The sequence below is a fragment of the Salmonella sp. SAL04162 genome (genome assembly GCF_046551535.1).
Lineage (GTDB): Bacteria > Pseudomonadota > Gammaproteobacteria > Enterobacterales > Enterobacteriaceae > Salmonella > Salmonella enterica.
The window spans coordinates 263,694-289,636 of record NZ_JBGDVX010000002.1; the positions used below are offsets into that span (position 1 = coordinate 263,694).

The following is a 25,943-nucleotide window of genomic DNA, read 5'->3' on the forward strand; positions in this document are numbered from 1 at the left end:
CTACCGCTGCGATCAGGGTGTCGCGGTCATCCATTCCGGTTTCTGGAAGGCGCTATAAATATTCTTTGGATCGTCGATGACCGCGCGATAAGCCGGCGATTTCACCGCCTCGACAATATCTTTGGCAAACGGCTTATCGGCATCTTCACTGCGTACCGCAATGATATTTTTCAGATTCTCATCCAGGTGTTCCTGCTTAATCGCGCTGGAGAGATCCAGTCCTGCCGCCACCGCAAAGTTCCCGTTAACCAGCGCGCCGGTCACGCCATCCAGCGTGCGCGGTAGCTGTGCGGCTTCCAGCGGTTTGAAAACCAGTCCTTTTGGATTGCTGGCGATATCTCGTTCAGAGGCTTTGGTCGGATCGATATTGTCCTTAATCGTGATAAGCCCCAACGATTGCAGGAAGCGAAGGCCGCGCGCCAGGTTGGTCGGATCGTTGGAGAGGGTAATAATGTCCCCTTTTTTAAGCGCATCCAGACTGTTGATTTTACGTGAATAGAAGCCCATCCCGGCGGTCGGTACCACAATAAGTTTGCTGAGCTTCAACCCTTTGTCAGCGGTGAATTTGTCAAAATAGAGGGTATGTTGAAAGAGGTTGGCGTCAATGCTGCCGTTAGCTAACGCCATATTGGGCTGGACATAGTCGCTAAACTCGCGCACCACGACCTTATACCCTTTTTCTTTTAATGTCGGCGCAATCGCCTGCTTCACCATGTCGCCATACGGCCCTGGCGCGACGCCAAATACGATCGTTTGCGGGGAACTATCGGCATGGGCAAACTGTAATCCGCAGGCCAGTAATAGCGTGCTGGCCGCAATGCGTAAACTCTGACGCAATCCCATAATTTCTCCATTTTAAATAGTGTGATGCTGTGCCGGATGCCGTTCATGCGGCATCGTCTGTTTTGGCCCAAACGAAAGGCTATTTCTTAACATGACACAGATCACAGCCTGCTGTCCTTGAAATTATTTCATGATGTTTCCTGGTGTGTCGTTAAATGTACGAGGCAGGCGCTCAGGCGTGTGTCAGGCGGGAATGGCGTAGAGGGAAATGCCGGATAAGAGGTCTTAACGCCAACATCCGGCAGAGGAAAACGCTTTAGAAATCGTAACGCAGACGCACCAGGTTCATATCGCCCAGATTGTCAGTGCTGGAGGTGAAAACATGTTCATAATCAACGCGGAAACCATAATCCAGTTGGAAGGTGATCCCCACGCCGTTATCGGTGCGCAGATAGTCGCGGCCATTCACATATTCAATGCGGTCGCCCATAAAGTACGGTTGAATAGCTTTCACGGCATACTGACCAATCGGGAAAGCGTAACCGACAAAATATTCCAGACCCCACGCATCGCCGGCAAAGTAATCATTCACAGACACTTTTTTGGTCGTCATAAAGTTCTGATACCAACCGCCGCCTGCGGCGATAGTCCAGTTTTCCGGCGTCCAGCTTAACGCGGTACCGACAATATTTTGATCGTAAGTTTTATTGCCGTTGCCGCGCATCTCCGCACGGGTATAGTTCCATGCCGTCCCCCAGGTCAGATCGTCGGTGAGATGGTAATCCGCGCCTAAAGAACCGCCGCCTTTACGTTTGTAATTCAGGCCGTTATTGGCATTATAATCGTCGCTGAACAGATAAGACGCGTAGAGATCGACATTACCAATGCTTTTCTTATACTTCAATGATTTACGCGTGCGATAAGAACCATCGTAGTCGCCGTTAATCCCGTTGCCCGGCGCCTGACCTATCATGTCGTAATCCCAGATATCGGTTTTTGCGCCCACCACATCGTAATAAATGCTGTTCTGTTGACCGAAGGTCAGCGTTCCCCACGTCGCGCTCTTGAAGCCGGTATACAGCATACGGCGAGTGGTATCAGTCGCGCCCTTCGCATAATGGTTATCCCAGTCAAATACCGCAGGGATATTGACGCCCAGCTCGTAATAGCTAATCCAACTGATATCATCAAACAGATAGTAATCCGCGGCGAAGCGGAAACGCGTCCCGCCATCAAAACCATTACGTTTATAACCGTTCGCGCCGTCATTGCCGGTCATATTCTGGAACTGCGGACGAATACTCCCGCCAACGGTGAAATTGAGTCGGCTGAGTGGATTACCCGCCTGGGGATCTTGTTTTAAAACGGTGATTTCCGCCTGAGTAGCGAAAGGCATGAAAGCCACTGCCGCGCCGATCGATGCCGCCAACGCTGTTATTTTAATTGTCATTATATTTTCCTTGATAGATAGCCAATCCAAATCATTTAGCAGGCAAATAATAACTGTTATAAAACCTTACGTGTTGTGTATTTTTTAATGATTTGTGCTACTAAAAATCAAGGAGTTATCAATTTGTGCGACTAAAAAAGTACGCGCCGTTTTAAAAACCGGCGCGAAATTATTCACATCATGAATCATCCGCTAAACTGGCGGAATAGCGCTTTGCCTTTCAGCAAACGAACGCCAAGCCAGCCGCCGCATACGGAAAGCAGCAGCGCGCCGCAAAACGGCAGTGCGCCCCATAAACGCCAGTCCGGCTCCCAGGGGAAATCAAAAACGTTGATTTGTAAGATCGCCAGCGCCGTTTCCGCGCCAATCGCGGCGACCAACCCGGCAACTAATCCCAGCATGGCGAATTCGCACCAAAGTGTGGTACGCAACAGTTTCTTTCCGGCTCCTAACGTGCGCCACACCACCAGCTCCTGATGACGCTGACGCATCCCGACCTGCACCTGGGCCAGTAATAGCAACATACCGCAGAGGGTGACTAGCACAACCATCACCTCCAGCGCCCGGCTGACCTGCTCCAGCACCTGTCCCACCTGTTTCAGGATCGCCCCGATATCTAACAGGCTGACGGTAGGAAACTCGCGGTTAAGCTGCGTTAACATGCCGTTGCCATTCTCCCAGCGAAAACTGGTCAACCAACTTTGTGGTTGCCCGTCCAGCGCCCCGGAAGGAAAAATGAAGAAAAAGTTGGGCCGCAGGCTTTCCCAGTCCACTTGACGCAGGCTGGTGACTTTAGCGCTAAATGCCTGGGTATCGCCCATAAAGGTTACGCTATCGCCGAGTTTGACGTTCAACCGCTTCGCCAGCCCCTCCTCCATAGAGACTTCGCCCGGTTTTGGCGGCCAGTGACCGGCGACCAGCGGATTATGCGCCGGGCGCGTATCCTGCCAGGTCAAATTCAGTTCACGGTTGAGCGACTCATCCTGCTGACCTTCCGTCGGATTACCGTTTATCCTGGTTAACCGCGCCCGCACAATCGGATAAAACGTCTGCGGAATCACCTGATGTTCCGCCAAAAAGGCGTTCAGCGGCGCGACCTGTTCTGAAGCAATATTGATAAGGAAATAGTTCGGACTTTCCGACGGGAGCTGCTGTTGCCAGCGATCAAGGAGGTCGCCGCGCAGCACCAGCAAGAGCGCCAGCAGCATAAACGAAAGCGAAAACGCCGAAAGCTGACTCAACGTTGACCACGGCTGACGCAGAAGTCGGCTGACGGCCAGACGCAGCGGTAGCGACGTCAACGTCATGCCGCGCAGCACGTTAAGCAGCATCCAGCCCACCAGACCGCACAGCAGCGCCAGTATCACTGCACCCGCCAGAACCGCCCACAACAGCATACTTCCGCCCATCAATCCGGCGAGCAGCGCCACCACGACGGCGCAGGCGACAGGCAAATAAATTTTTAACGGCCAGACGCGAGCGACAACATCGCGGCGCAGCACCCGTAGCGGCTGGGTCGCCAGCAACAATCGATAAGGCCGTAAACCGACCAGCAGAGAGATGACCGTCATCGCACCCAGCGCCCACAGCCAGGGCCACAGGCTGGCGGGCGGCAAATCGGCGGGCAATACCGGTTTTAGCAGCACCAGCAATATGTTTTCAAACAGTAACCCAATCGCGCCTCCCGTGACGGCGGAAAGCCCCAGCACCATCAACCACTGTCCGATGATAAGTTTACGCAACTGGGCCCGGCCCGCGCCCAACGTTTTTAAAATCGCCACCAGATCGTAGCGGCTACGGCAGTAATGGCTCATCGCCACCGCGACGGCAGCTACCGCCAGCAGTAGCGTTAATAACGCCGAAAGCAGCAAAAACTGCTGCGAACGTTCGAGCGATTTCCCCAATGCCCCGTCATCCTGCTCCAGTCCGTACCAGCGATGTTCCGGTTTAAGCTGCGGTAACAGCCAGCTTTCATAGCCAGCAAGCTGTTGCGGCGTTCCGCCGAATTTATACCGCCACATCACGCGACTCCCCGGCTGTATCGCACCGGTTTTTGCCACATCGGCCATATTCATCATCAGACGCGGCGCCATCTGAAAAGGGTTAAACCCGGAATCCGGCTCCTGCACCACTTCACCGGCAATACGCAAGGTCACGTCGCCGACATCAATGGTATCGCCCGTTTTCAAATTAAGCAGCGCCATCAGACGCGGCGCCAGCAGTACGCTACCCGGCTGCGGTTTCACTCCGCCAGGACGGGTTTGCAATTCGCCGTACATCGGATAAACGCTATCTACCGCCTTCACGCTGGCCAGTTGCGGCGTATCGCCGGCAAACGTCATGGTCGCAAAGGTTAACTGCTCGCCCACGTTAAGACCGCGTTTACGCGCCTCTTCAAGCCAGGCTTTCGGTACCTCTCGCGAACTTTGCAGCGTCCGATCGCCTGCCATAAACTCACGGCTTTGCTGACTTAACCCTTTTTCCATCCGGTCGCTGATACTGCCGAGCGCCAGTACGCAGGCCACCGCCAGACTCAACGCCAGCCAGACAATAATCAGCGACGGCGAGCGCCATTCGCGCCAGAACCAGCGAGCTATCATGCCTCCTCCTGTAACTGACCGTTGACCAACCGCAGCCGCCGGTCGCAGCGCGCCGCCAGCGCCGGGTCGTGCGTCACCAGAATCAGTGTGGTGCCGTGTTCGCGGTTAAGCGAAAATAGCAGGTCGGCGATTTTATCTCCGGTCTGGCGGTCGAGGTTGCCCGTCGGCTCATCGGCAAACAGCACATCAGGACGCCCGTTAAACGCGCGCGCCAGCGCTACGCGCTGCTGTTCGCCGCCGGAAAGCTGTGCCGGAAGGTGGTCAAGCCGTTTTCCCAGTCCCAGTTGTTCGAGCAGCGCTTTCGCCCCCGCCTTACTCTGACCGCTGTTTTCACCGCGTAGCAGGGCCGGTAGCTCAACGTTTTCCAGCGCGTTAAGCGTAGGAATAAGCATAAAGGATTGAAAAACAAAACCGACATGCTGAGCGCGAAGCTGCGCCCGCGCCTCTTCGTCCATCTGGTGAAGCGGTTTCCCCACCAGACTGACCTCTCCGCTACTGCCGTCATCCAGTCCGGCGAGAATCGCCAGCAGCGTAGATTTTCCCGATCCTGATTCGCCAATCAGCGCAATGGTTTCGCCGCGTTTGACAACCAGTTCAACTCCGGTAAGGATGGAAAGCTCATGCTCACCCTGACCGACGGACTTCCTGAGACGATGAACTTCAACACTGTTTTCCGCTGGCATTTGCCCTTCCTGTTTTTGATCCTGTTAACTTTCCGTGCCGCCGCCGCAGACACCTTATTAATTCTGGGCGATAGCCTCAGCGCCGGTTACCGTATGGCCGCCAGCGCGGCATGGCCGTCGCTCCTTAATGATAAATGGCAAAACAAAACGTCGGTCGTTAATGCCAGTATAAGCGGAGATACCTCGCAGCAGGGACTGGCGCGTTTGCCGGCGCTGTTGCAACAGCATCACCCGCGCTGGGTAGTGGTGGAGCTTGGCGGCAACGATGGCCTACGCGGTTTTGCGCCTGCGCAAACCGAACAGACGCTACGTAAAATCATTCAGACGGTGAAAGCCGCCGATGCCCAACCGTTACTGATGCAAATTCATCTGCCCGCTAACTACGGTCGCCGTTATAATGAATCCTTTAGCGCCATTTATCCTAAGCTCGCCAAAGAGTTCGATATTCCTCTGTTACCGTTTTTTATGGAAGAGGTATATCTGAAACCGCAGTGGATGCAGGATGACGGCATTCATCCCAACCGCGACGCCCAGCCGTTTATTGCCGACTGGATGGCGAAGCAGTTGACCCCTTTTCTCTCCTGAATAATTCGAGTTGCATGAGGGCGGCACGTAAGAGAATGTCCAGGAGCATAGATACCTATGTGACTGGAGTAAACGAACGCACAGGCAACTTGAAGTATGACGGATATAGTTAACCACGACTCTTAAATCAACGGAGATCCTGACAGGTAAAGTTATGCAAAAATCGGTCTTAATAACAGGATGTTCCAGCGGAATCGGTCTGGACAGCGCGCTTGAACTTAAACGCCAGGGCTTTCAAATCCTGGCGGGCTGCCGCAAACCTGATGATGTCGCCCGGATGAACAGTATGGGATTTACCGGCGTGTTGATCGATCTCGACTCCCCTGAAAGCGTGGATCGTGCCGCCGATGAAGTGATCGCCCTGACCGATAATCGTCTGTATGGGATCTTTAACAATGCCGGCTACGGCGTGTATGGCCCCCTTTCCACCATCAGCCGTGAGCAGATGGAGCAACAGTTTTCCAGTAATTTCTTCGGCGCGCATCAGCTTACTATGCGCTTACTTCCGGCCATGTTGCCGCATGGCGAAGGACGCATTGTGATGACCTCATCGGTGATGGGGCTGATTTCCACCCCAGGGCGCGGCGCTTACGCTGCCAGCAAATATGCGCTCGAAGCCTGGTCTGACGCGCTACGTATGGAGCTACGGCACACAGGCATTAAAGTGAGTCTGATAGAACCGGGACCAATTCGTACCCGTTTTACGGATAACGTTAACCAGACGCAGCGTGATAAACCGGTAGAAAATCCAGGCATCGCCGCACGTTTCACCCGCGATCCTGACGCGGTAGTAGCGAAAGTACGTCATGCTTTTGCAAGCGATAAACCCAGGCTGCGCTATCCCGTTACGCTGGTCACCTGGGCAGTGATGGCGCTGAAACGCCTATTGCCGGGCCGGATGCTGGATAAAATTTTACAAAGCTGAGTTGAAGCGCGCCCGTCAGCCCCCATGTAAACGTGACACAGACAAAAGAGAGCGACGCCATGTCCGTACAGAACATTGTCAATATTAATGAATCCAACCTGCAGCAGACCTTAGAGCAGTCCATGACCACGCCGGTACTGTTCTATTTCTGGTCTGAACGCAGCCAACACTGTCTGCAATTAACGCCAGTGCTGGAAAGTCTGGCTGCCCAGTACCACGGTCAGTTTATTCTGGCAAAGCTGGACTGCGACGCCGAACAGATGATCGCCGCTCAGTTTGGTCTGCGCGCCATCCCGACAGTCTATCTGTTCCAGAATGGCCAACCGGTCGATGGTTTCCAGGGGCCGCAGCCGGAAGAGGCGATCCGCGCTCTGCTGGATAAAGTACTGCCGCGCGAAGAAGAGCTAAAAGCGCAACAAGCGATGCAGTTAATGCAGGAGGGCAACTACATTGACGCGCTGCCGTTGCTCAAAGACGCCTGGCAGCTCTCTTCGCAGAACAGTGAGATTGGCCTGTTACTGGCGGAAGCGCAAATTGCGCTGAACCGCTCTGAAGAGGCCGAAGCGGTATTAAAAACTATCCCGCTACAGGATCAGGATACCCGTTATCAGGGGCTGGTTGCGCAGATCGAACTGCTTAAACAGGCGGCGGATACGCCGGAAATTCAGCAACTTCAGCAGCAAGTCGCGGAGAATCCGCAGGATGCGGCTTTGGCAACGCAACTGGCGTTGCAGTTGCACCAGGTCGGACGTAATGAAGAAGCGCTGGAATTGCTGTTCAGCCATCTGAGAAAAGATCTTGCCGCCGCCGAGGGACAGACGCGCAAAACCTTCCAGGAGATCCTTGCCGCGCTCGGCACCGGCGACGCGCTGGCGTCGAAATACCGCCGCCAGTTGTACGCGCTACTGTATTAATCCTCTCTTGCCTGATGGCGCGCTTATCTGGCCTACCTGTCGTCCTCAGGCCGGATAAGGCGCTTGCGCCATCATCCGGCAACTATCATGATTTCTTGAGCGGCATCACTACTAACTGATGACGCGAATTATAGAACTTCCGGTAGGTTAAATAGCAGGCAATGATGGTAGACAGGCTGGCTGTCGACAACAGCATAAACGTTACCATAATTTGATATTTAATCGCTTTTACCGGATCGATCCCGGCAAAAATCAGCCCGGACATCATCCCCGGCAGGCTCACCAGCCCAACGGTCTTTGCCGAGTCGATCGTCGGGATAAGCGATGCGCGGATGCTATCGCGGATAAGCCCGGCGGAGGCCATTTTCGGCGTTGCGCCCAAACTTAACTTTTCCTGTATTTGCTGCTGCTCGCTGTGAAAACGCAGCCCCAGTTGGTTGTAGCACAGCCCTACCGCCACCATCGCATTGCCGGCGACCATGCCAGCGATGGGAATCACCTGCATCGGCGCAAATTCAATCGAACCGGTAAGCACCAGTACCGTCAGCGTTAGTCCGGCGCCGACGGTGATGGCGATAAACGAGGAGAGAAATGCCTTATCGATATATTTACTGCGCTTTTGCGCGTTCCAGGCGGCGTTAAAACAGATGAACAGCACCATTAGCAGCGTCAGGGCGGCATGATTAACGCCAAAGATGTATTTCAGTACATAGCCGACAATAATGAGCTGTATCACCGCCCGGCATACGCTCCACAGAATATCTTTTTCCAGCGCCAGCTTTTCCTTGTGACTGATGAGCATCGCGACCACCACCAGTAGCATCGATAACGCCAGCGAGGTATTGGTAATATTATGCTCGTTCATAACGCGCCTCCTGCATCTCTCCGGCAGATGGCGTTAACGTTATCACCTTATCCGCGTGTTGAATTTCATCTTTATCATGCGTTACCCACAAGACAGCGACCTGCTTATCGCGAACATAGCGATGAATAATATCATTCACATTCCGTTTGTTATGTTCATCCAGCGCGCTGGTTATTTCGTCGAGTAACAGTATTTTCGGCAGAAACTGTAGATTACGAATTAGAGCAATACGCTGTTTTTCCCCGCCGGAAAGTGCGGCAATCGGTTTTTGCAGAATCGTCTCCGGCAGTTCAAAACGCGCCAAATCGTCTGCGAAGGCTGTCGGCTGCGGGCGCTGATGGCGAATTTGCCAGGGAAAAATCAGGTTATCGTAAACCGTATCGCCAAATAGCGCTGGCGTCTGAGCGCAATAAGAAACCTGCTGGCGATAGGCTTCCGGACTCAGAGTAGTAATATCCTGCCCCTCAAAAAGAATCACGCCGATATCAGGGCTTATTAGCGAGGCCACCATTTTCAACAACGTACTTTTTCCGCAGCCAGAAGGACCGGTAATTAACTTAAATTCGCCGCGTTGCAGCGTAAAACTGATGTTATTCACTATTTTTGTCGTCGCAGTCCGGTAACCGACCTGCTTTAACTCAAGCAACATGCTACGTTCTGTCATTTATTGCGCATCCGTTGTTCATATTTTTATAGCGATAGTGTATCCCTGTAATTAATAAGGGGGGAACATGCTTTACTGAATCAGGTATAATTCGCTTAATTCGTCAGCAAAATCGGTTTATGGACAACGCAACAGGAGGTTTAGCTATGCTCATTCTTATCCCTATTCTCATTTTCGTCGCGCTGGTGATCGTCGGCGCGGGCGTCAAAATCGTTCCGCAGGGATACCAGTGGACGGTGGAGCGCTTTGGACGTTACACCAAAACCCTGCAGCCGGGATTAAGCCTTGTTGTACCATTTATGGACAGAATTGGCCGCAAGATCAATATGATGGAGCAGGTGCTGGATATTCCGTCGCAGGAGGTGATCTCAAAAGATAACGCCAACGTCACTATCGATGCGGTCTGTTTTATTCAGGTTATCGATGCGCCGCGCGCCGCTTATGAAGTCAGTAACCTGGAACTGGCGATCATTAACCTGACCATGACCAATATCCGTACGGTGCTCGGTTCGATGGAGCTGGATGAAATGCTCTCCCAGCGCGACAGCATCAACACGCGGCTGCTGCATATTGTCGATGAAGCCACCAACCCGTGGGGAATTAAAGTTACCCGTATCGAAATTCGCGATGTCCGCCCTCCGGCGGAATTGATCTCCTCGATGAACGCCCAGATGAAAGCGGAACGTACCAAACGCGCCTATATCCTTGAGGCCGAAGGGGTACGTCAGGCGGAAATCCTGAAAGCCGAGGGGGAAAAACAGTCGCAGATTCTGAAAGCCGAAGGCGAACGTCAGTCCGCTTTCCTGCAGGCGGAAGCGCGCGAACGTTCCGCCGAAGCGGAAGCCCGCGCTACGCAGATGGTGTCTGAAGCCATCGCCGCCGGGGATATTCAGGCGATAAACTACTTCGTGGCGCAGAAATACACCGAAGCGTTACAGCAAATCGGCTCGGCGAATAACAGCAAAGTGGTCATGATGCCGCTGGATGCCAGCAGTCTGATGGGCGCTATCGCCGGGATCAGCGAGCTGGTTAAGGACAGCGCCAGCGAACGGAAAAAAGCATGATAGCGATGATTCTGGTACATCCGCATATCTTCTGGCTTAGCCTCGGCGGCCTGTTGTTGGCTGCGGAAATGCTCGGCGGTAACGGCTATTTGCTGTGGAGCGGCGTGGCGGCAGTGATTACCGGCTTAACCGTCTGGCTCTTACCGCTCGGCTGGGAATGGCAGGGCGTGCTGTTTGCGGCCTTAACGTTGCTGGCGGCCTGGCTTTGGTGGCGCTGGCTGGCGCGTCGCGTGCGGGAACAGAAGCCGACCGACAGCCGCCTTAACCAACGCGGACAACAACTGGTAGGCCGCCGGTTTATGCTTGATGCCGCGTTAGTTAACGGACGGGGTCATATGCGTGTCGGCGACAGCTCGTGGCCGGTATGCGCTGACGAAGACCTGCGCGCAGGTACGCATGTCGAAGTGATCGCCGTGGAAGGCATCACCTTACGCATTCGCGCCGTTTAATCAACGTGGCTTTTGCGCCTTGTGATGACAGCAGCCGGAAAGATTATCAATAATCGGGCAGTCGGCGCTGTCATCGCCGGGACAACTCTCCGCCAGCGCCAGCAATTGATCGCGCATTGATTGCAGCTCGCTGATATGGCGCTCGATCTCCGCGACCTTTTCCAGCGTCCGCTTTTTCACATCTGCGCTATGGCGTCGCGGATCGTTAAACAGATTGACCAGTTCGCCACACTCTTCCAGATTAAACCCCACCTGCCTCGCCTGTCGCAGCAACGTCAGCTCGTTTAAATGCTTCTGCGTATAGGTGCGATAACCATTTTCGCTACGTAATGGCGGCGTCACCAGCCCTTTCTCTTCATAAAACCGAATGGCTTTGCTGGTTAAACCGGTTTTTTTCGCCACATCGCTAATATTCATATTTCCCCCTTGACCTTAACCTTGCTGGAAGGTTTAACCTTTATCACAGTGAGTCACTACGATTACTAAGGTCAATGAATTGATGACCAATCATAAAGGAGTTTTTACTATGTCTCAAACTATCGACCTGACCCTGGACGGTTTGTCCTGCGGTCATTGCGTTAAACGCGTGAAAGAAAGTCTTGAACAACGTCCGGATGTTGAGCTGGCGGACGTCACCGTAACCGAAGCGCACGTTACCGGTACCGCCAGTGCGGACGCGTTAATTGAAACCATCAAACAAGCCGGGTATGGCGCGACGTTAAGCCACCCAAAGGCTAAACCGCTGACGGAGTCATCAATCCCGTCGGAAGCACTGGCAGCGGTTCCTCATGAGCTTCCGGTAGCGACGGCCGATGAAGAAAGCCAACAGTTGCTGTTAAGCGGCATGAGCTGCGCCAGTTGTGTCACCCGCGTACAACATGCGCTACAAAGCGTACCGGGCGTCACGCAGGCACGGGTAAACCTGGCGGAACGCACTGCGCTGGTGATGGGCAGCGCGTCCGCCGCTGATTTAGTGCAGGCGGTGGAAAAAGCCGGCTACGGCGCAGAGGCGATTGAAGATGACATCAAACGCCGCGAGCGCCAGCAGGAAACCGCCATCGCCACCATGAAACGTTTTCGCTGGCAGGCCATCGTCGCTCTGGCGGTCGGTATACCGGTCATGGTCTGGGGGATGATCGGCGATAACATGATGGTGACCGGCGACAACCGCAGCCTGTGGCTGGCTATTGGCCTGATCACGCTTGCGGTGATGGTCTTTGCGGGCGGTCATTTTTACCGTAACGCGTGGAAAAGCCTGCTGAACGGCACGGCGACGATGGATACGCTGGTGGCGCTCGGCACCGGGGTCGCCTGGCTCTACTCCATGAGCGTCAACCTGTGGCCGCAGTGGTTCCCGATGGAAGCGCGGCACCTTTATTACGAAGCCAGCGCGATGATTATCGGTCTGATTAATCTCGGACACATGCTGGAAGCGCGCGCCCGTCAGCGTTCCTCAAAAGCGCTGGAAAAATTACTCGATCTCACCCCGCCCACCGCACGCGTCGTGACAGAAGACGGCGAAAAAAGCGTCCCGTTGGCGGACGTTCAGCCAGGGATGCTGTTGCGGCTCACTACCGGCGATCGCGTGCCGGTGGATGGCGAAATTACCCAGGGCGAAGCGTGGCTTGATGAAGCCATGCTGACCGGCGAACCCATTCCACAGCAAAAAGGCGAAGGCGATAGCGTTCATGCCGGCACCGTCGTCCAGGACGGCAGCGTCCTGTTCCGCGCCAGCGCGGTGGGCAGTCATACCACGCTGTCACGCATTATTCGCATGGTACGCCAGGCGCAAAGCAGTAAACCGGAAATTGGCCAACTGGCCGATAAAATCTCCGCGGTATTCGTTCCCGTCGTCGTGGCCATTGCGCTGTTCAGCGCCGCTATCTGGTATTTCTTCGGACCGGCGCCGCAAATTGTTTATACGCTGGTCATCGCCACCACCGTACTGATTATCGCCTGCCCTTGCGCATTAGGCCTGGCGACGCCAATGTCGATTATTTCCGGCGTAGGCCGCGCTGCCGAATTCGGCGTGCTGGTACGCGACGCCGATGCCCTGCAACGCGCCAGTACGTTGGATACCCTCGTTTTTGATAAAACCGGGACGCTGACGGAAGGCAAGCCGCAAGTGGTGGCGGTAAAAACCTTTAACGGCGTTGAGGAAGCTCAGGCATTACGTCTGGCAGCCGCGCTCGAACAAGGCTCCAGCCACCCGCTGGCCCATGCGATTCTGGAAAAAGCCGGCGACGATAAACTGCCTCAGGTGAACGGTTTCAGAACGCTGCGCGGACTGGGCGTCAGCGGTGAAGCGGAAGGTCATCAACTGCTTCTGGGGAACCAGGCGTTGCTGAACGAACAGCACGTCGCCACGGATGACATGACGGCGGAAATCACCGCGCAGGCCTCGCAAGGCTCTACTCCGGTCCTGCTGGCGATTGACGGTAAAGCGGCGGCGTTACTGGCGGTACGCGATCCATTGCGCAGCGATAGTATTGCCGCGCTTGAACGCCTGCACAACGCCGGATACCGTCTGGTAATGCTCACCGGGGATAACCCAACGACGGCTAACGCGATTGCCAAAGAAGCGGGTATTGATGAAGTGATTGCGGGCGTTCTGCCGGATGGCAAAGCCGATGCGATTAAACGTCTGCAAAGCCAGGGTCGTCAGGTTGCGATGGTCGGCGATGGTATCAACGATGCGCCCGCGCTGGCGCAGGCGGACGTCGGTATCGCGATGGGCGGCGGCAGCGATGTGGCGATTGAAACCGCGGCGATTACGCTGATGCGCCATAGTCTGATGGGCGTGGCGGATGCGCTGGCCATTTCGCGCGCGACGTTGCGCAATATGAAGCAAAACCTGCTTGGCGCATTTATCTACAACAGCATTGGTATCCCGGTGGCCGCCGGTATTCTGTGGCCGTTTACCGGTACCTTGTTAAACCCGGTAGTAGCGGGTGCGGCAATGGCGCTGTCTTCCATTACCGTCGTGAGCAATGCCAACCGGCTATTGCGCTTTAAACCGAAAGCGTAAAAAGTCCTATCAGGCAGCATTAGCTGCCTGATATATTATTAAGCCATCAGTAATTTACCGTATCAATATATAAAAATTTAACCGCACATCCTGTAGAAAAATAAAAAACAACATTTTATAATGTTTTTTTGAATCATAAGGATGTGTTATTTATGTTTAGAAAAGCAGTTACGCTTCTTTTCCTGCTTTCTCCCGCAGTTAGTTATGCAGGATTATTTGATTCCACTCCAGAGTTAAAATGTGGCAATGATAATGCAGTCACGGCGGCAAAAGAGTGGATTTACAATGAAGCATTAGGTCGTTTACAGCAAGACTATATTAAAGCGCCTTCCACGCTTTTCTTCGATATCCCCCAGACTCAGTACGAGCAGCAACTCCGGGCTATTCCTGTTCAATTCAGTGATGTAATAACGCAAAATCCTCAATCAGAAAATGCCAACCTACGAATTTGCTCGGCTACCGTCGCCATGGGTATTCCTCAGTCATTGTTTAAAGTAATTAAATACTTACCAGATACTCTATTCTATATTTCACAAGGGAATGGACAGGTAATAAACAATACGATGACCTGGAAAGAGGTTAACTACAATATCCAGCTTGCTGACAACAACAAAGATATTGTCGTCACCCCGGTGAAAAAAACCGATAAATTGGCGTGGTCTATTTATGTAATGGCAAGAATGACGGTATCTGGTGATAATCTCATAAAGAAAAAAAATAGCTCACTGATTGAAATCGCAGCAAAGAAATTTGAGAGTAGAGATCGCGAGCTTAATCAGGTCTGGAATTCACTACCCGCCTCTGCCCGAACGGCATTAAAACAAGAGCAGCGAGTCTGGGTGACCAAAAAAGAGCAGCAGTGCGGCAAACTTAGCGATGCAAAATCCGAGGCCTTACCTGCTGAAAAGCGCATCAGTATTTATACATGCCAGCTTGAAATGACCATCGCCAGAACGGCCTATCTCGACGGCAGCGAACTACCCGACTGATCGTTGACCTCCAGTCAGGGCGCATTGCGCCCTTTTCTCCAACGCGCTAGCATGAGCTTTTTCAAAGGGAGCGCGTATGGAGCTATTAAATCAACTTAAACGTTTATGGCGCGCGCTGCGTGGTACCTCAAATAGTTGGCCTGCTATCGATCTCTCCCTGCCCGGCGGTCGTCATCTGCATCTGGTTGGCAGTATTCATATGGGGACGCGCGATATGGCTCCTCTTCCAGCAAAGCTGGTGAAAAAGCTACGCCAGGCCGACGCGCTGGTCGTTGAAGCGGATATTTCCGGTAACGAAACGCCATTCAGCAATCTCCCCAAATGTCCGCCGTTGGTCGAACGTCTCAGCGCCGGGCAGCTAAGCGCACTGGAAAAACGGGTCAGCGAGTTGGGTATGCCGCTGATCCATTTTGATAATCAACCTTTATGGCAGATAGCTATGGTGCTACAGGCCACGCAGGCGCAACGGCTGGGATTGCGTCCGGACTATGGCATTGATTATCAGCTATTACAGGCTGCCCGCGAAGTGTCGCTGCCGGTGCAAGAGCTGGAAGGGGCGAAACACCAGCTCGAACTACTCTGCGATCTGCCCGATGGCGGGATGGCGCTGCTCGACGACACGCTGACGCACTGGCACACCAACGCACGGCTTTTGCAGGTGATGATCGGCTGGTGGCTTGAACAGCCGCCGACCAGCGTCGGCGCTTCGCTCCCCAGAACGTTTAGCCAACCGCTGTATGATGTACTGATGGTGAAACGCAATGAAGCCTGGCGCGACGCGCTGCTGGCACTGCCGCCGGGACGCTACGTGGTAGCCGTAGGGGCGCTACATCTGTACGGCGAAGGCAACCTACCGCAAATATTGAAATAAAAAAATGGCCAATATCGCTATTGGCCCGTCAAAGAGGAATTTCATCGTTATTATTATCCCGACGCTTTCGCTTCGGATCTTCAGATTGTCGCTCAAAGTTGCCGCAACTGCCAAGACCTAATGCACAAGATTATACTATTTTTTAGTCCGCTTTCGGGCGTATGCTGATGGCAAATCACGTCTGTAGTAAGAAGGAACGTTATGACACCCGCAGTTAAGTTACTCGAAAAGAATAAGATTCCGTTTAACATTCACACCTACGATCACGATCCGAATGAAACTAACTTTGGCGATGAAGTGGTGCGTAAGCTCGGGCTAAACGCCGATCAGGTGTATAAAACGCTTTTGGTTGCCGTAAATGGCGATATGAAGCAACTGGCCGTCGCCGTGACGCCTGTAGCCGGGCAGCTGGATTTGAAAAAAGTCGCCAAAGCTCTGGGCGCGAAAAAGGTCGATATGGCCGACCCGATGGTGGCGCAACGCACCACGGGATATCTGGTCGGCGGGATCAGTCCGCTGGGACAGAAGAAACGGCTGCCCACGCTGATTGACGCGCCAGCCCGCACGTTTGCCACTATTTATGTTTCCGGTGGTAAACGCGGGCTGGATATTGAACTGGCGGCTGACGATTTGGCCGCCATACTGGGTGCTAAATTCGCTGATATCGCGCGTCGGGATTAAGCCTGCGTAAAATACATTGCCGGATAGCGGCGCAAACGCCTTATCCGGCCTACAGCAGACATAATCCGTAGGCCTTAAGGCTGCGCGCCATCAGGCAGAAATGGCTATCCGTACCGCTACAGCCAGCTCACCTCACCCTTTGGTGTAAACGCTGCCGCATCCAGCGGTGAATTTTGCTGAATAAACTCTTTCAGCACTTCCGCGTCAATAAACCCGGTATTCACGTATCCCGGTTTGTTATCGATGCGCGGATAACCATCGCCGCCCGTGGCGTTGAAACTCAGCGTCGCCATGCGGTAGGTTTTGGCCGGATCAACAGGCTCGCCTTTGATTTTCAGATCGGTGAGCTTGCCCTCTTTGGCGACAAAGCTCACATTGGCGAACTGTGGATAAGCGCCGGAGTCCGGTTTCATCTGCGCTACGGCGGTGAGATAATCAACCACCTCTTTGCCACTCATATCGGCATACACCACAATGTTGCCGAACGGCTGTACCTTGAGCACGCTTTTATAGGTAATATCTCCCGCCTCAATCGAGTCGCGAATACCGCCGCCGCTCATCACGCCAAAATCGGCGCCGGTGCGCGCGATCTGCGCAGCCAGAATCACCCGTCCCATATTGGTCTGGACAAATCTGACCTTACTGCGATCGCCTTCAAGAAGGCCATTCACGCTACCAATTTTCACCTCCAGTTGCGCTTTACCTTTATTCTGGAACGGCGTTAATAACGAGAGCATTTGCGGATTTTCTGCGATTTCCGGCGTGTAAAGTACACGCTCGCTTTTCCCGTTATCCCAGGTCACTTTTTTCTTGAGATTTACCGGAATAAGCTGGTAGTTAACCATTTTCATCTCGCCGTTACGAAATTCGAAATCCGCGCGGCCCACATATTTACCCCACTCATGCGCCTGCACGATCCAGATACCATTTTGCTTATCCGGCGCGCAGGGCGTTCCCGGTACGTAATTCACCTGTTTTTTATTTTCCGACGCCATGCATACCGGGTCTTGTGAGTGACCGCCCACAATCATCGCCAGCGAACCGGCAGGCAGGCTACGCGCCATCTCAACGTCGCCCGGCGCATTCGAACCGTGATCGCCGTTGTCATAATGTCCCATATGCGTGGTCGCGATAATCACGTCCGGTTTTTCATTCATATTAAGTTCCTGAATCACCACGTTTGCTTCTTCAGCAGGTTTACGAAACTCAATATCGGTGAAATATTCCGGGTTGCCTATTTTCGCCGTGTCATCGGTGGTTAAGCCAATTACCGCGATTTTTATATCCTGGCGTGTAAAAATAGCCCACGGCTTAAACAGACGCTCGCCGGTACTTTTTTGATAAATATTGGCGGAAAGAAAGGGAAACTTCGCCCACTTTTCCTGCTGGCGCAATACGGTGAGCGGGTTATCAAACTCATGATTACCGACGGCCATAGCGTCGTAGCCAATCAGATTCATCCCGCGGAAATCGGGCTCCGCATCCTGGAGATCGGATTCCGGCACCCCGGTATTAATGTCGCCGCCGGATAACAACAGGACGCTTCCCCCCTCTTGCGCCACCTCTTTACGGATACTGTCCACCAGCGTTTTTTGCGCCGCCAGACCATATTCGCCATATTCGCTGCGCCAGAAGTGACCGTGGTGATCGTTGGTATGCAGGATAGTAATTTTATAGGTTTTATCTTTTTCGTAAGCCTGTGCAGGCTGAGTCGTCAGCGCGAACGCCGCCAGTAACGCCAGCGCCACACCCCGTTTCAAAAATTTCATCTTTCTCTCCCTGACTCAATATCAACCGCAGAAATTACCTTTCCTTGCAATAATAGACAAATATGTTTTCAGAATTGAGACTTCCTTCAAACACATTTCACAGGTATGTTAGGCAAGTAATAATTACACATCCTACTATCTCCAACATCGCATAAAATTTAAGTGACTTTCTATGGCCATGAGTGAACCAACCCAGCCGTTAGCCGGCGCGCCCGCAGCGGCCGCTAAAGCACGTACTTCGTTTGGTATTTTGGGCGCGATCAGTCTTTCCCATCTGCTGAACGATATGATCCAGTCGCTAATCTTAGCCATTTATCCCCTGTTGCAGGCGGAGTTTTCGCTGACTTTCGTCCAGATAGGTTTGATCACCCTGACGTTCCAGCTCGCCTCATCGCTACTGCAACCGGTCGTCGGCTACTGGACGGATAAGTATCCCATGCCGTGGTCGCTGCCTGTCGGCATGTGTTTTACCCTGAGCGGGCTGGTACTGCTGGCAATGGCGGGAAGTTTTGGCGGCGTATTGCTCGCTGCGGCGCTGGTGGGTACCGGCTCGTCCGTTTTTCACCCGGAATCGTCCCGCGTGGCGCGCATGGCCTCCGGCGGACGTCATGGTCTGGCGCAGTCTATCTTCCAGGTCGGCGGAAACTTCGGCAGTTCATTGGGCCCGCTGCTGGCCGCCGTGATTATCGCGCCCTATGGCAAAGGGAATGTCGCCTGGTTTGTGCTGGCCGCGCTGCTGGCGATCGTGGTGCTGGCGCAGATCAGCCGCTGGTATGCAGCCCAGCACCGGATAGCGAAAGGCAAGCCAAAAGCGATAATCGCTAACCCGCTGCCGCGCAATAAAGTCGTGCTGGCGGTCAGCGTGTTATTGCTACTCATTTTCTCGAAATATTTTTATATGGCGAGCATCAGTAGCTATTACACCTTTTATCTGATGCAAAAATTCGGATTATCAATACAAAACGCGCAGCTCCATCTGTTTGCCTTCCTGTTTGCGGTGGCTGCCGGGACGGTAATCGGCGGGCCGGTGGGCGATAAAATCGGCAGAAAATATGTGATATGGGGCTCTATTCTCGGCGTCGCGCCGTTTACCCTTGTTTTACCCTACGCCACGCTGTACTGGACGGGGATTTTAACGGTGATTATCGGCTTTATTCTCGCGTCGGCGTTTTCCGCCATTCTGGTGTATGCCCAGGAGCTGCTGCCAGGACGCATCGGTATGGTTTCCGGCCTGTTTTTCGGGTTTGCCTTCGGAATGGGAGGCCTGGGCGCAGCGGTGTTGGGGCTGATTGCCGACCATACCAGTATCTATTTAGTTTATAAAATCTGTGCTTTCCTGCCGCTTCTGGGGATACTGACCATATTCTTACCTGATAATCGACATAAAGCGTGATTTTATGGCGGTTAAAGGTACGCTTTAACCGCCTGTACATCCTGATGCCATCTTGCTTTGTCCATCCCATACTTATCACTTTTACGTTCCGTGCTCTTTTTGCCTTCAGATCGTATCTTTTTATAAAACACAACCATTTTTTATAAACATCCTGATTGAAATTGTCATAAACTATTACCCGGAGTTTTGGAGTCCAGCAACCAAAGGAGACGGAATGCATCACGCTACCCCGCTTATCACCACCATTGTCGGCGGCCTTGTGCTCGCTTTTATTCTCGGCATGATTGCCAACAAATTGCGTATTTCTCCACTGGTGGGATATCTGTTAGCGGGCGTTCTGGCGGGACCTTTTACCCCTGGTTTTGTTGCGGATACCAAACTGGCGCCGGAGCTGGCGGAGCTCGGCGTGATTCTATTGATGTTCGGCGTCGGGCTGCATTTTTCGCTGAAGGATTTGATGGCGGTAAAGTCTATCGCCATTCCCGGCGCTGTCGCTCAGATAGCGGTGGCGACGCTGCTGGGTATGGTGCTTTCCGCCGTGCTGGGATGGTCATTAATGACCGGCATCGTTTTTGGTCTCTGTCTGTCTACCGCCAGTACCGTCGTCCTGCTGCGCGCGCTTGAGGAGCGACAACTCCTTGATAGCCAGCGCGGACAAATCGCCATCGGCTGGCTGATTGTCGAAGATCTGGTGATGGTGCTGACGCTGGTCTTGCTGCCCGCCGTTGCCGGCATGGTGGAAAAAGGCGATGTCGGCATAGCCTCGCTGGCAGTCGATATGGGGATAACCATTGGTAAAGTGGTGGCGTTTATCGCCATCATGATGCTGGTCGGACGCCGCCTGGTGCCGTGGATTATGGCCCGCAGCGCCGCCACCGGCTCGCGCGAATTATTTACCCTTTCCGTACTGGCCCTGGCGTTAGGCATTGCGTTTGGCGCGGTAGAACTGTTTGACGTCTCTTTTGCGCTGGGCGCGTTCTTCGCTGGAATGGTGCTTAATGAGTCGGAACTGAGTCACCGGGCGGCGCACGATACGTTGCCGCTGCGCGACGCCTTTGCCGTCCTGTTTTTTGTTTCCGTCGGCATGTTGTTCGATCCGTTAGTCTTGATCCAACAGCCGCTGGCGGTGCTGGCGACGCTTGCCATTATCGTCTTTGGTAAATCGATCGCTGCGTTTTTCCTGGTGCGTATGTTCGGCCACTCGCCGCGAACCGCGCTGACCATTGCAGCCAGCCTGGCGCAAATCGGCGAGTTCGCCTTTATTCTCGCCGGACTCGGCATGGCGCTCAACCTGCTGCCGCAAGCGGGACAGAACCTGGTGCTGGCAGGCGCTATTTTGTCGATTATGCTTAATCCCGTACTGTTTACCCTGCTGGAGAAGTATCTGGCGAAAACCGAAACGCTGGAAGAGCAAACTCTGGAAGAGGCTATCGAAGAAGAGAAGCAAATTCCGGTGGATATCTGTAATCATGCCCTGCTGGTGGGTTTTGGCCGCGTAGGCAGTCTGCTGGGAGAAAAATTACTGGCGGCGGGGATTCCGCTGGTGGTTATCGAAACGTCCCGTACCCGCGTGGATGAACTGCGCGAACGCGGGATTCGCGCCGTACTGGGCAACGCCGCTAACGAAGAAATCATGAATCTGGCGCATCTGGACTGCGCCCGCTGGCTGTTGTTGACCATCCCCAACGGTTACGAAGCCGGTGAGATTGTCGCCTCAGCGCGGGAAAAAAGTCCTGATATCGAGATAATCGCCCGCGCGCACTATGATGATGAAGTGAAATATATTACCGAGCGGGGAGCTAATCAGGTAGTGATGGGCGAGCGAGAAATTGCCCGGGCGATGCTGGAACTGCTTGAAACGCCGCCGGCGGGTGAAGTCGTCGCCAGTTAAGGGTTTGCCGGACGGCCCGATGCGCGCAGCGCCATCGGGCAAGCCAGATTAGCGATCCCAGTACGACTCTTCCAGGCTGTCCTCACGCTCCGGCAGCCCGCGTGTCAGACGCGGAGAATGCTGGTTCAGTACCTGATAACTGACACGGTTAGCATATTTACACACCTGCGCCAGCGACGAATAGGTCAGCCAGGTGAATTTGTGCTTACTGGAGTTCGGTACGTTGCTACGATGGTAACTGTTCGCCGTAATATCGTGCAGCAGCGCCGCCAGCGCACCATCGCCCGCGCCGTTGGTGTTCATGATTTTTTCCGGCCCGCCCATATACGGCGCAATATGCGAATAAACGCGCAGCGGATTAATACAATCTTTATGGCGCATTGCCCGGCTAAATTCATACTGGTTAAATTCAGCAATAGCCCCTGGCAGCAGCGGATGCTGGGTTTTACGTTTTGCTTCCTCTTCGGTGAAGCCCGCCATATATAACCCTATCGGCCCGGCGGTGCATAACACCAGGTCGACCCAGTCCAGCGCCTTATCCGCCGCCAGCAGCGGGTCGTTTTCGCCGGTCAGCGCTTCCGCTTCTTCTTCGTTCATTGCCAGAATCGAGACATTCTCTTTGAGAAACGCCTGCCACCACTGCGGATTATCGGCGATCACAAATTTGGTGCCCAGCGTCATGACAACCGGCACGTTATGCTTTTTCGCGTATTCGATCGCTTTCATCGTCGCGTCAGGCATCGGTTCGCCAGGCTTACAGCGCACCAGATATGAGGTCAACACCAGCGCGGAAGCGCCAGCGATCACCGCTTCCGGAATACTTTCCGCCCGTAGCTGATTCATATGGCCGGGGCTGATAGCGAAGGTACGCTCGCCGGATTCGCCAATCAGCGTGAAACAGCGGCCAATCGGGCCATCTACCGCTTGCAGATAATTCAGGTCGGTACGGCTGGAAGTATTACACAGGTAGCGATAAGCGTAGCTGCCAATCTCAATATTGCTGCACATCACGCCCAGTAACACCGAACGGTCATCCGCCAGTACCGAGTAATTATGCATCGTATTGCCTATGGTGCCGCCAGCAAACTGATGGGTGATCAGATTTTCCCGCGTCAGTTCCTGATACAGCTTCTCCGCCACCTCGTCTTCTATCACCAGAGAATGCCCGGCGCTTAATCCATAGCGTGTAATAAAATCATCATCCACTTTCGCCTCAATATCCACCAACGTTTGGTCGATACCGACGACCCAGGAGGCGTTAGTTTCCTGTTCTGGCTGAATTTGTTGCAACAACGGGTCACGCGCATTGACGGGAAAATAGTGTTTGGATTTACGTTTACCGGGAAATTTCATGATTGTGCTTACGGATGAATAACGGAGCGCTGCATGGTAGCACATTCCCCCTGCTGCGCGCGACGGACGATGGCGTTTCAATATCGGACGACGAGATCGCAGTTTCTCCAGCCGCGTTTTTTACAATGGTTCACTTTCACAAGGAGCGTTTTATGAAGCCGGAAAATAAAATTCCCGTACTCACCCGACTGTCAGACGAAATGACAGCCGTCGTAAACTTCCAGCAACCAGACCTTCCTCCCTGGCCTGCCGATGGCGATATTGAGACCCAGCGTCAGTATTATCTTCTTGAGCGCCGTTTCTGGAATGCCGACGCGCCGTCCATGACCACCCGCACCTGCGTCGTCCCTACGCCTTATGGCGATGTAACAACCCGGCTCTACTCGCCGCAGCCGACCAGCCAGGCCACCTTATACTATCTGCACGGCGGCGGATTTATCCTCGGTAACCTGGATACGCATGACCGGATAATGCGTCTGCTGGCGCGTTATACCGGCTGCACCGTGATCGGTATTGATTATTCGCTGTCGCCGCAAGCGCGTTATCCGCAGGCCATTGAAGAAACCGTCGCGGTATGCAGCTACTTCTCTCAACATGCCGATGAATACTCGCTCAACGTAGAGAAAATCGGTTTCGCCGGGGATTCCGCAGGCGCCATGCTGGCGCTTGCCAGCGCGCTCTGGTTACGTGATAAGCACATTCGCTGCGGTAACGTTATCGCGATTCTATTGTGGTATGGGCTGTATGGGTTGCAGGACTCGGTAAGCCGCCGTCTGTTCGGCGGCGCGTGGGACGGCCTGACGCGTGAAGATCTGGATACGTACGAAAAGGCCTATCTGCGTAACGATGAAGATCGGGAATCGCCCTGGTATTGTCTGTTTAATAACGATCTCACGCACGATGTGCCGCCCTGCTTTATTGCCAGCGCGGAGTTTGATCCGCTCATTGATGACAGCCGCTTGCTGCACCAGACATTACAGGCGCACCAGCAGCCCTGCGAATACAAAATGTATCCCGGCACGCTGCACGCCTTTCTGCACTATTCGCGAATGATGACAATCGCCGACGATGCCTTGCAGGACGGCGCACGCTTCTTTATGGCGAGGATGAAGACGCCGCGTTAACGGTACGGTGCCGTGAGTTTCAGCATCATATCAATATGTTCCGGCGTCGCGTTCAGCGCCGGAATGTACGCATATTTTTTACCGCCCGCTTCAAGGAAAATCTCGCGGTTCTGTTCCGCTATCTCTTCCAGCGTCTCCAGACAATCCGCGGCAAATCCCGGACACATAACCTGAATATGACCAGTCCCCTTTTCACCCAACATTTTTAGCGTTTCATCGGTGTACGGCGTCAGCCACGGTTCACGGCCAAAGCGTGACTGGAACGTCATCATTACCTTTTCCGGCGGCAGTCCCAATGCGGAAACCAGTTCGCGCGTGGTATCGCGACAGCGCTGCGGGTAGTCATCGCCTTCATCCGCATAACGTTGTGGAATGCCGTGATAGGAGAGCAGAAGCACATCCGGCTCGCCGTGTCTGGCGAACGACTCACGCGCGCTTTTCGCCAGCGCATCGATATAAGCGCCGTCATCCGCGTAATCGCGAATAAATGAGATACCGGGAATACGACGTTTACGCGCCAGTATCCGCCCCAGTTCGTCCCAGACTGCGCCCACCGTTGAGCAAGAGTATTGCGGGTACAACGGCAGCACGACGATATGGTCGACGTCGCTTGCTAACAGTTCATCGACAGCGCTTTCCAGCGAGGGCGAGCCGTAGCTCATCCCCAGCGCGACGGGCGTGTCTGGCAACCGCGCGGCCAGCGCCTGTTGCTGTTCGCGGCTATATACCATGAGCGGCGAACCGCCATCCATCCAGATAGATTGATAGAGTTTCGCGACGCGCGGCGAACGCAGCGGTAAAATAACGCCACGCAGCAGCGGCCACCACAGCAGACGAGGAGTATCCACCACGCGTCTGTCGCTTAAAAATTGTTTCAGGTAGCGCTTTACCGCTTCGGGAGTTGGGGCATCTGGCGTGCCAAGGTTAGCCAGCAGGATACCGGTTTTCGTCTGACGCATTGCCGCCTCTTATCTATTCAAATTGTTGATAATTGTAGCGGAAAAGTGATAAAGAAGAACTAATTGCTGCGAGAGGTAAGACGAGAATTTGCCGAATGGCGCTAACGATACCAGTAGGCCGGATAAGGCGTTCAGGCCGCATCCGGCACCGATTGCCTGATGGCGTTACGCTTATCAGGCCTGCGGGATAATGGCAGGCCTGATAAGCGGTTCACTACGCGAAAAAATTAACCGAGGATTTTTTCCAGCGCTGCGCGCACGTCGGCAACGGCCTGCGTACCATCAACTTTAGCGTATTTGGTGTTGCCCGCTTCCGCTTCTTTCTGGTAGTAGCCAATCAGCGGCGCGGTCATCTGATGATATTCCACCAGACGTTTGCGAACGGTCTCTTCCTGATCGTCTTTACGGGTGGTCAGATCTTCGCCGGTGACGTCATCTTTGCCTTCCACTTTCGGCGGATTAAACTTTACGTGGTAAACGCGGCCAGAGGCGGCGTGTACGCGACGACCCACAATACGGTCAACGATCAGTTCGTCCGGTACGTCGAATTCCAGCACGTAATCCACGACAATACCCGCTTCTTTCATCGCGTCAGCCTGCGGGATCGTGCGCGGGAAACCGTCCAGCAGAAAACCGTTACGGCAGTCTTCCTGGGCGATACGCTCTTTAACCAGCGCAATCACCAGTTCATCGGTCACCAGTTTACCGGCGTCCATGATATCTTTCGCCTGTTTGCCCAACTCGGAGCCTGATTTCACTGCGGCGCGCAGCATATCGCCAGTGGAGATTTGCGGAATACCATATTTCTCCATGATGAACTGAGCCTGAGTTCCTTTACCCGCGCCCGGAGCGCCAAGCAGAATAATACGCATTACGAAAATCCCCTCAAAGGTTGTCGATATT

The 25,943-nt window shown here is 53.8% G+C and carries 23 protein-coding genes; 12 read left to right on the forward strand and 11 right to left on the reverse strand.

Features of this window, described 5'->3' with window-relative positions; translation table 11 throughout:
* Nucleotides 1-12: 12 nt before the first annotated feature.
* The 4 genes from ACLJRH_RS05570 to ybbA all read right to left on the reverse strand — a co-directional run bounded on the left by ACLJRH_RS05570 (nucleotide 13) and on the right by ybbA (nucleotide 5,516).
* The gene (locus tag ACLJRH_RS05570; protein WP_000524317.1) at nucleotides 13-843 is read right to left on the reverse strand and encodes a MetQ/NlpA family ABC transporter substrate-binding protein; all 831 of its coding nucleotides are present in this window, start codon (nucleotides 841-843) and stop codon (nucleotides 13-15) included.
* Between the two features lie 256 nt (nucleotides 844-1,099).
* On the reverse strand, nucleotides 1,100-2,233 hold the full coding sequence (locus ACLJRH_RS05575) for a porin (RefSeq protein WP_000152866.1): 1,134 nt from the start codon (nucleotides 2,231-2,233) through the stop codon (nucleotides 1,100-1,102).
* 185 nt (nucleotides 2,234-2,418) lie between these two features.
* On the reverse strand, nucleotides 2,419-4,833 hold the full coding sequence (gene ybbP / locus ACLJRH_RS05580; protein WP_023137398.1) for a putative ABC transporter permease subunit YbbP: 2,415 nt from the start codon (nucleotides 4,831-4,833) through the stop codon (nucleotides 2,419-2,421).
* A complete protein-coding gene (ybbA, locus tag ACLJRH_RS05585) occupies nucleotides 4,830-5,516 on the reverse strand; it encodes a putative ABC transporter ATP-binding protein YbbA (protein ID WP_001110598.1) in 687 nt (228 codons plus the stop codon). The genes ybbP and ybbA overlap by 4 nt, the downstream gene beginning before the upstream one ends.
* Here ybbA and tesA point away from each other — a divergent pair.
* The 3 genes from tesA to cnoX all read left to right on the forward strand — a co-directional run bounded on the left by tesA (nucleotide 5,487) and on the right by cnoX (nucleotide 7,940).
* Nucleotides 5,487-6,101 (forward strand): multifunctional acyl-CoA thioesterase I/protease I/lysophospholipase L1, encoded by a 615-nt coding sequence (tesA, locus tag ACLJRH_RS05590; protein WP_001010574.1) that lies wholly within the window; start codon nucleotides 5,487-5,489, stop codon nucleotides 6,099-6,101. The genes ybbA and tesA overlap by 30 nt on opposite strands.
* Before the next feature lie 154 nt (nucleotides 6,102-6,255).
* On the forward strand, nucleotides 6,256-7,026 hold the full coding sequence (locus ACLJRH_RS05595) for an SDR family oxidoreductase (RefSeq protein ID WP_001172804.1): 771 nt from the start codon (nucleotides 6,256-6,258) through the stop codon (nucleotides 7,024-7,026).
* Between the two features lie 59 nt (nucleotides 7,027-7,085).
* On the forward strand, nucleotides 7,086-7,940 hold the full coding sequence (gene cnoX, locus ACLJRH_RS05600; protein ID WP_000116060.1) for a chaperedoxin: 855 nt from the start codon (nucleotides 7,086-7,088) through the stop codon (nucleotides 7,938-7,940).
* A gap of 85 nt (nucleotides 7,941-8,025) precedes the next feature.
* Here cnoX and fetB read toward each other — a convergent pair whose 3' ends face one another.
* Nucleotides 8,026-8,805 carry an iron efflux ABC transporter permease subunit FetB gene (gene fetB, locus ACLJRH_RS05605; protein ID WP_001002130.1) on the reverse strand — a complete coding sequence of 260 codons (780 nt, stop codon included), beginning with the start codon at nucleotides 8,803-8,805 and terminating at the stop codon, nucleotides 8,026-8,028.
* A complete protein-coding gene (fetA, locus tag ACLJRH_RS05610) occupies nucleotides 8,792-9,469 on the reverse strand; it encodes an iron efflux ABC transporter ATP-binding subunit FetA (protein WP_000140192.1) in 678 nt (225 codons plus the stop codon). Before fetA ends, fetB begins: the two co-directional genes overlap by 14 nt.
* Nucleotides 9,470-9,615: 146 nt before the next feature.
* On the opposite strand from fetA, the gene ACLJRH_RS05615 reads away from it, so the two are divergent.
* Both ACLJRH_RS05615 and ACLJRH_RS05620 read left to right on the forward strand, forming a co-directional pair.
* Nucleotides 9,616-10,533 carry an SPFH domain-containing protein gene (locus ACLJRH_RS05615; RefSeq protein WP_000906146.1) on the forward strand — a complete coding sequence of 306 codons (918 nt, stop codon included), beginning with the start codon at nucleotides 9,616-9,618 and terminating at the stop codon, nucleotides 10,531-10,533.
* Entirely contained in the window at nucleotides 10,530-10,982 is a 453-nt protein-coding gene (locus ACLJRH_RS05620) for an NfeD family protein (RefSeq protein ID WP_000561177.1), read from the forward strand. The genes ACLJRH_RS05615 and ACLJRH_RS05620 overlap by 4 nt, the downstream gene beginning before the upstream one ends.
* On the opposite strand, the gene cueR is transcribed toward ACLJRH_RS05620, so the two are convergent.
* A complete protein-coding gene (cueR, locus tag ACLJRH_RS05625) occupies nucleotides 10,983-11,399 on the reverse strand; it encodes a Cu(I)-responsive transcriptional regulator (protein WP_001026760.1) in 417 nt (138 codons plus the stop codon). It lies immediately after the preceding gene.
* 109 nt (nucleotides 11,400-11,508) lie between these two features.
* Here cueR and copA point away from each other — a divergent pair, with 109 nt between their 5' ends.
* The 4 genes from copA (at nucleotide 11,509) to ybaK (ending at nucleotide 16,551) form a co-directional block, all read left to right on the forward strand.
* The gene (copA, locus tag ACLJRH_RS05630) at nucleotides 11,509-14,010 is read left to right on the forward strand and encodes a copper-exporting P-type ATPase CopA (RefSeq protein ID WP_000083913.1); all 2,502 of its coding nucleotides are present in this window, start codon (nucleotides 11,509-11,511) and stop codon (nucleotides 14,008-14,010) included.
* 152 nt (nucleotides 14,011-14,162) lie between these two features.
* The gene (locus ACLJRH_RS05635; RefSeq protein ID WP_023136491.1) at nucleotides 14,163-14,999 is read left to right on the forward strand and encodes a lysozyme inhibitor LprI family protein; all 837 of its coding nucleotides are present in this window, start codon (nucleotides 14,163-14,165) and stop codon (nucleotides 14,997-14,999) included.
* A gap of 76 nt (nucleotides 15,000-15,075) precedes the next feature.
* Entirely contained in the window at nucleotides 15,076-15,870 is a 795-nt protein-coding gene (locus ACLJRH_RS05640) for a TraB/GumN family protein (protein ID WP_000421867.1), read from the forward strand.
* Nucleotides 15,871-16,071: 201 nt separating this feature from the next.
* Nucleotides 16,072-16,551: a Cys-tRNA(Pro)/Cys-tRNA(Cys) deacylase YbaK gene (ybaK, locus tag ACLJRH_RS05645; protein WP_000186618.1), complete on the forward strand. Its 480-nt coding sequence runs from the start codon at nucleotides 16,072-16,074 to the stop codon at nucleotides 16,549-16,551.
* Nucleotides 16,552-16,667: 116 nt separating this feature from the next.
* On the opposite strand, the gene ushA is transcribed toward ybaK, so the two are convergent.
* Complete coding sequence (gene ushA / locus ACLJRH_RS05650) at nucleotides 16,668-18,320, reverse strand: bifunctional UDP-sugar hydrolase/5'-nucleotidase UshA (RefSeq protein ID WP_000670402.1); 1,653 nt, start codon at nucleotides 18,318-18,320, stop codon at nucleotides 16,668-16,670.
* A gap of 172 nt (nucleotides 18,321-18,492) precedes the next feature.
* Between ushA and ACLJRH_RS05655 the strand changes: the two genes are divergently transcribed.
* A complete protein-coding gene (locus ACLJRH_RS05655) occupies nucleotides 18,493-19,713 on the forward strand; it encodes an MFS transporter (protein ID WP_001251593.1) in 1,221 nt (406 codons plus the stop codon).
* A 214-nt stretch (nucleotides 19,714-19,927) separates the two neighbouring features.
* Nucleotides 19,928-21,604 carry a YbaL family putative K(+) efflux transporter gene (gene ybaL, locus ACLJRH_RS05660; RefSeq protein ID WP_023136490.1) on the forward strand — a complete coding sequence of 559 codons (1,677 nt, stop codon included), beginning with the start codon at nucleotides 19,928-19,930 and terminating at the stop codon, nucleotides 21,602-21,604.
* Between the two features lie 48 nt (nucleotides 21,605-21,652).
* On the opposite strand, the gene gsk is transcribed toward ybaL, so the two are convergent.
* Nucleotides 21,653-22,957, reverse strand: a complete 1,305-nt coding sequence (gene gsk / locus ACLJRH_RS05665; protein WP_000671592.1) for an inosine/guanosine kinase — start codon at nucleotides 22,955-22,957, stop codon at nucleotides 21,653-21,655.
* Between the two features lie 152 nt (nucleotides 22,958-23,109).
* Between gsk and aes the strand changes: the two genes are divergently transcribed.
* The gene (gene aes / locus ACLJRH_RS05670) at nucleotides 23,110-24,081 is read left to right on the forward strand and encodes an acetyl esterase (RefSeq protein ID WP_000801783.1); all 972 of its coding nucleotides are present in this window, start codon (nucleotides 23,110-23,112) and stop codon (nucleotides 24,079-24,081) included.
* Here aes and hemH read toward each other — a convergent pair.
* Together hemH and adk are read right to left on the reverse strand one after the other, a co-directional pair.
* Nucleotides 24,078-25,040 (reverse strand): ferrochelatase, encoded by a 963-nt coding sequence (hemH, locus tag ACLJRH_RS05675; protein WP_001250078.1) that lies wholly within the window; start codon nucleotides 25,038-25,040, stop codon nucleotides 24,078-24,080. The genes aes and hemH overlap by 4 nt on opposite strands.
* A 227-nt stretch (nucleotides 25,041-25,267) precedes the next feature.
* Nucleotides 25,268-25,912, reverse strand: coding sequence for an adenylate kinase (gene adk, locus ACLJRH_RS05680; RefSeq protein WP_001220237.1), 645 nt, complete (start codon nucleotides 25,910-25,912; stop codon nucleotides 25,268-25,270).
* Between the last annotated feature and the right edge of the window lie 31 nt (nucleotides 25,913-25,943).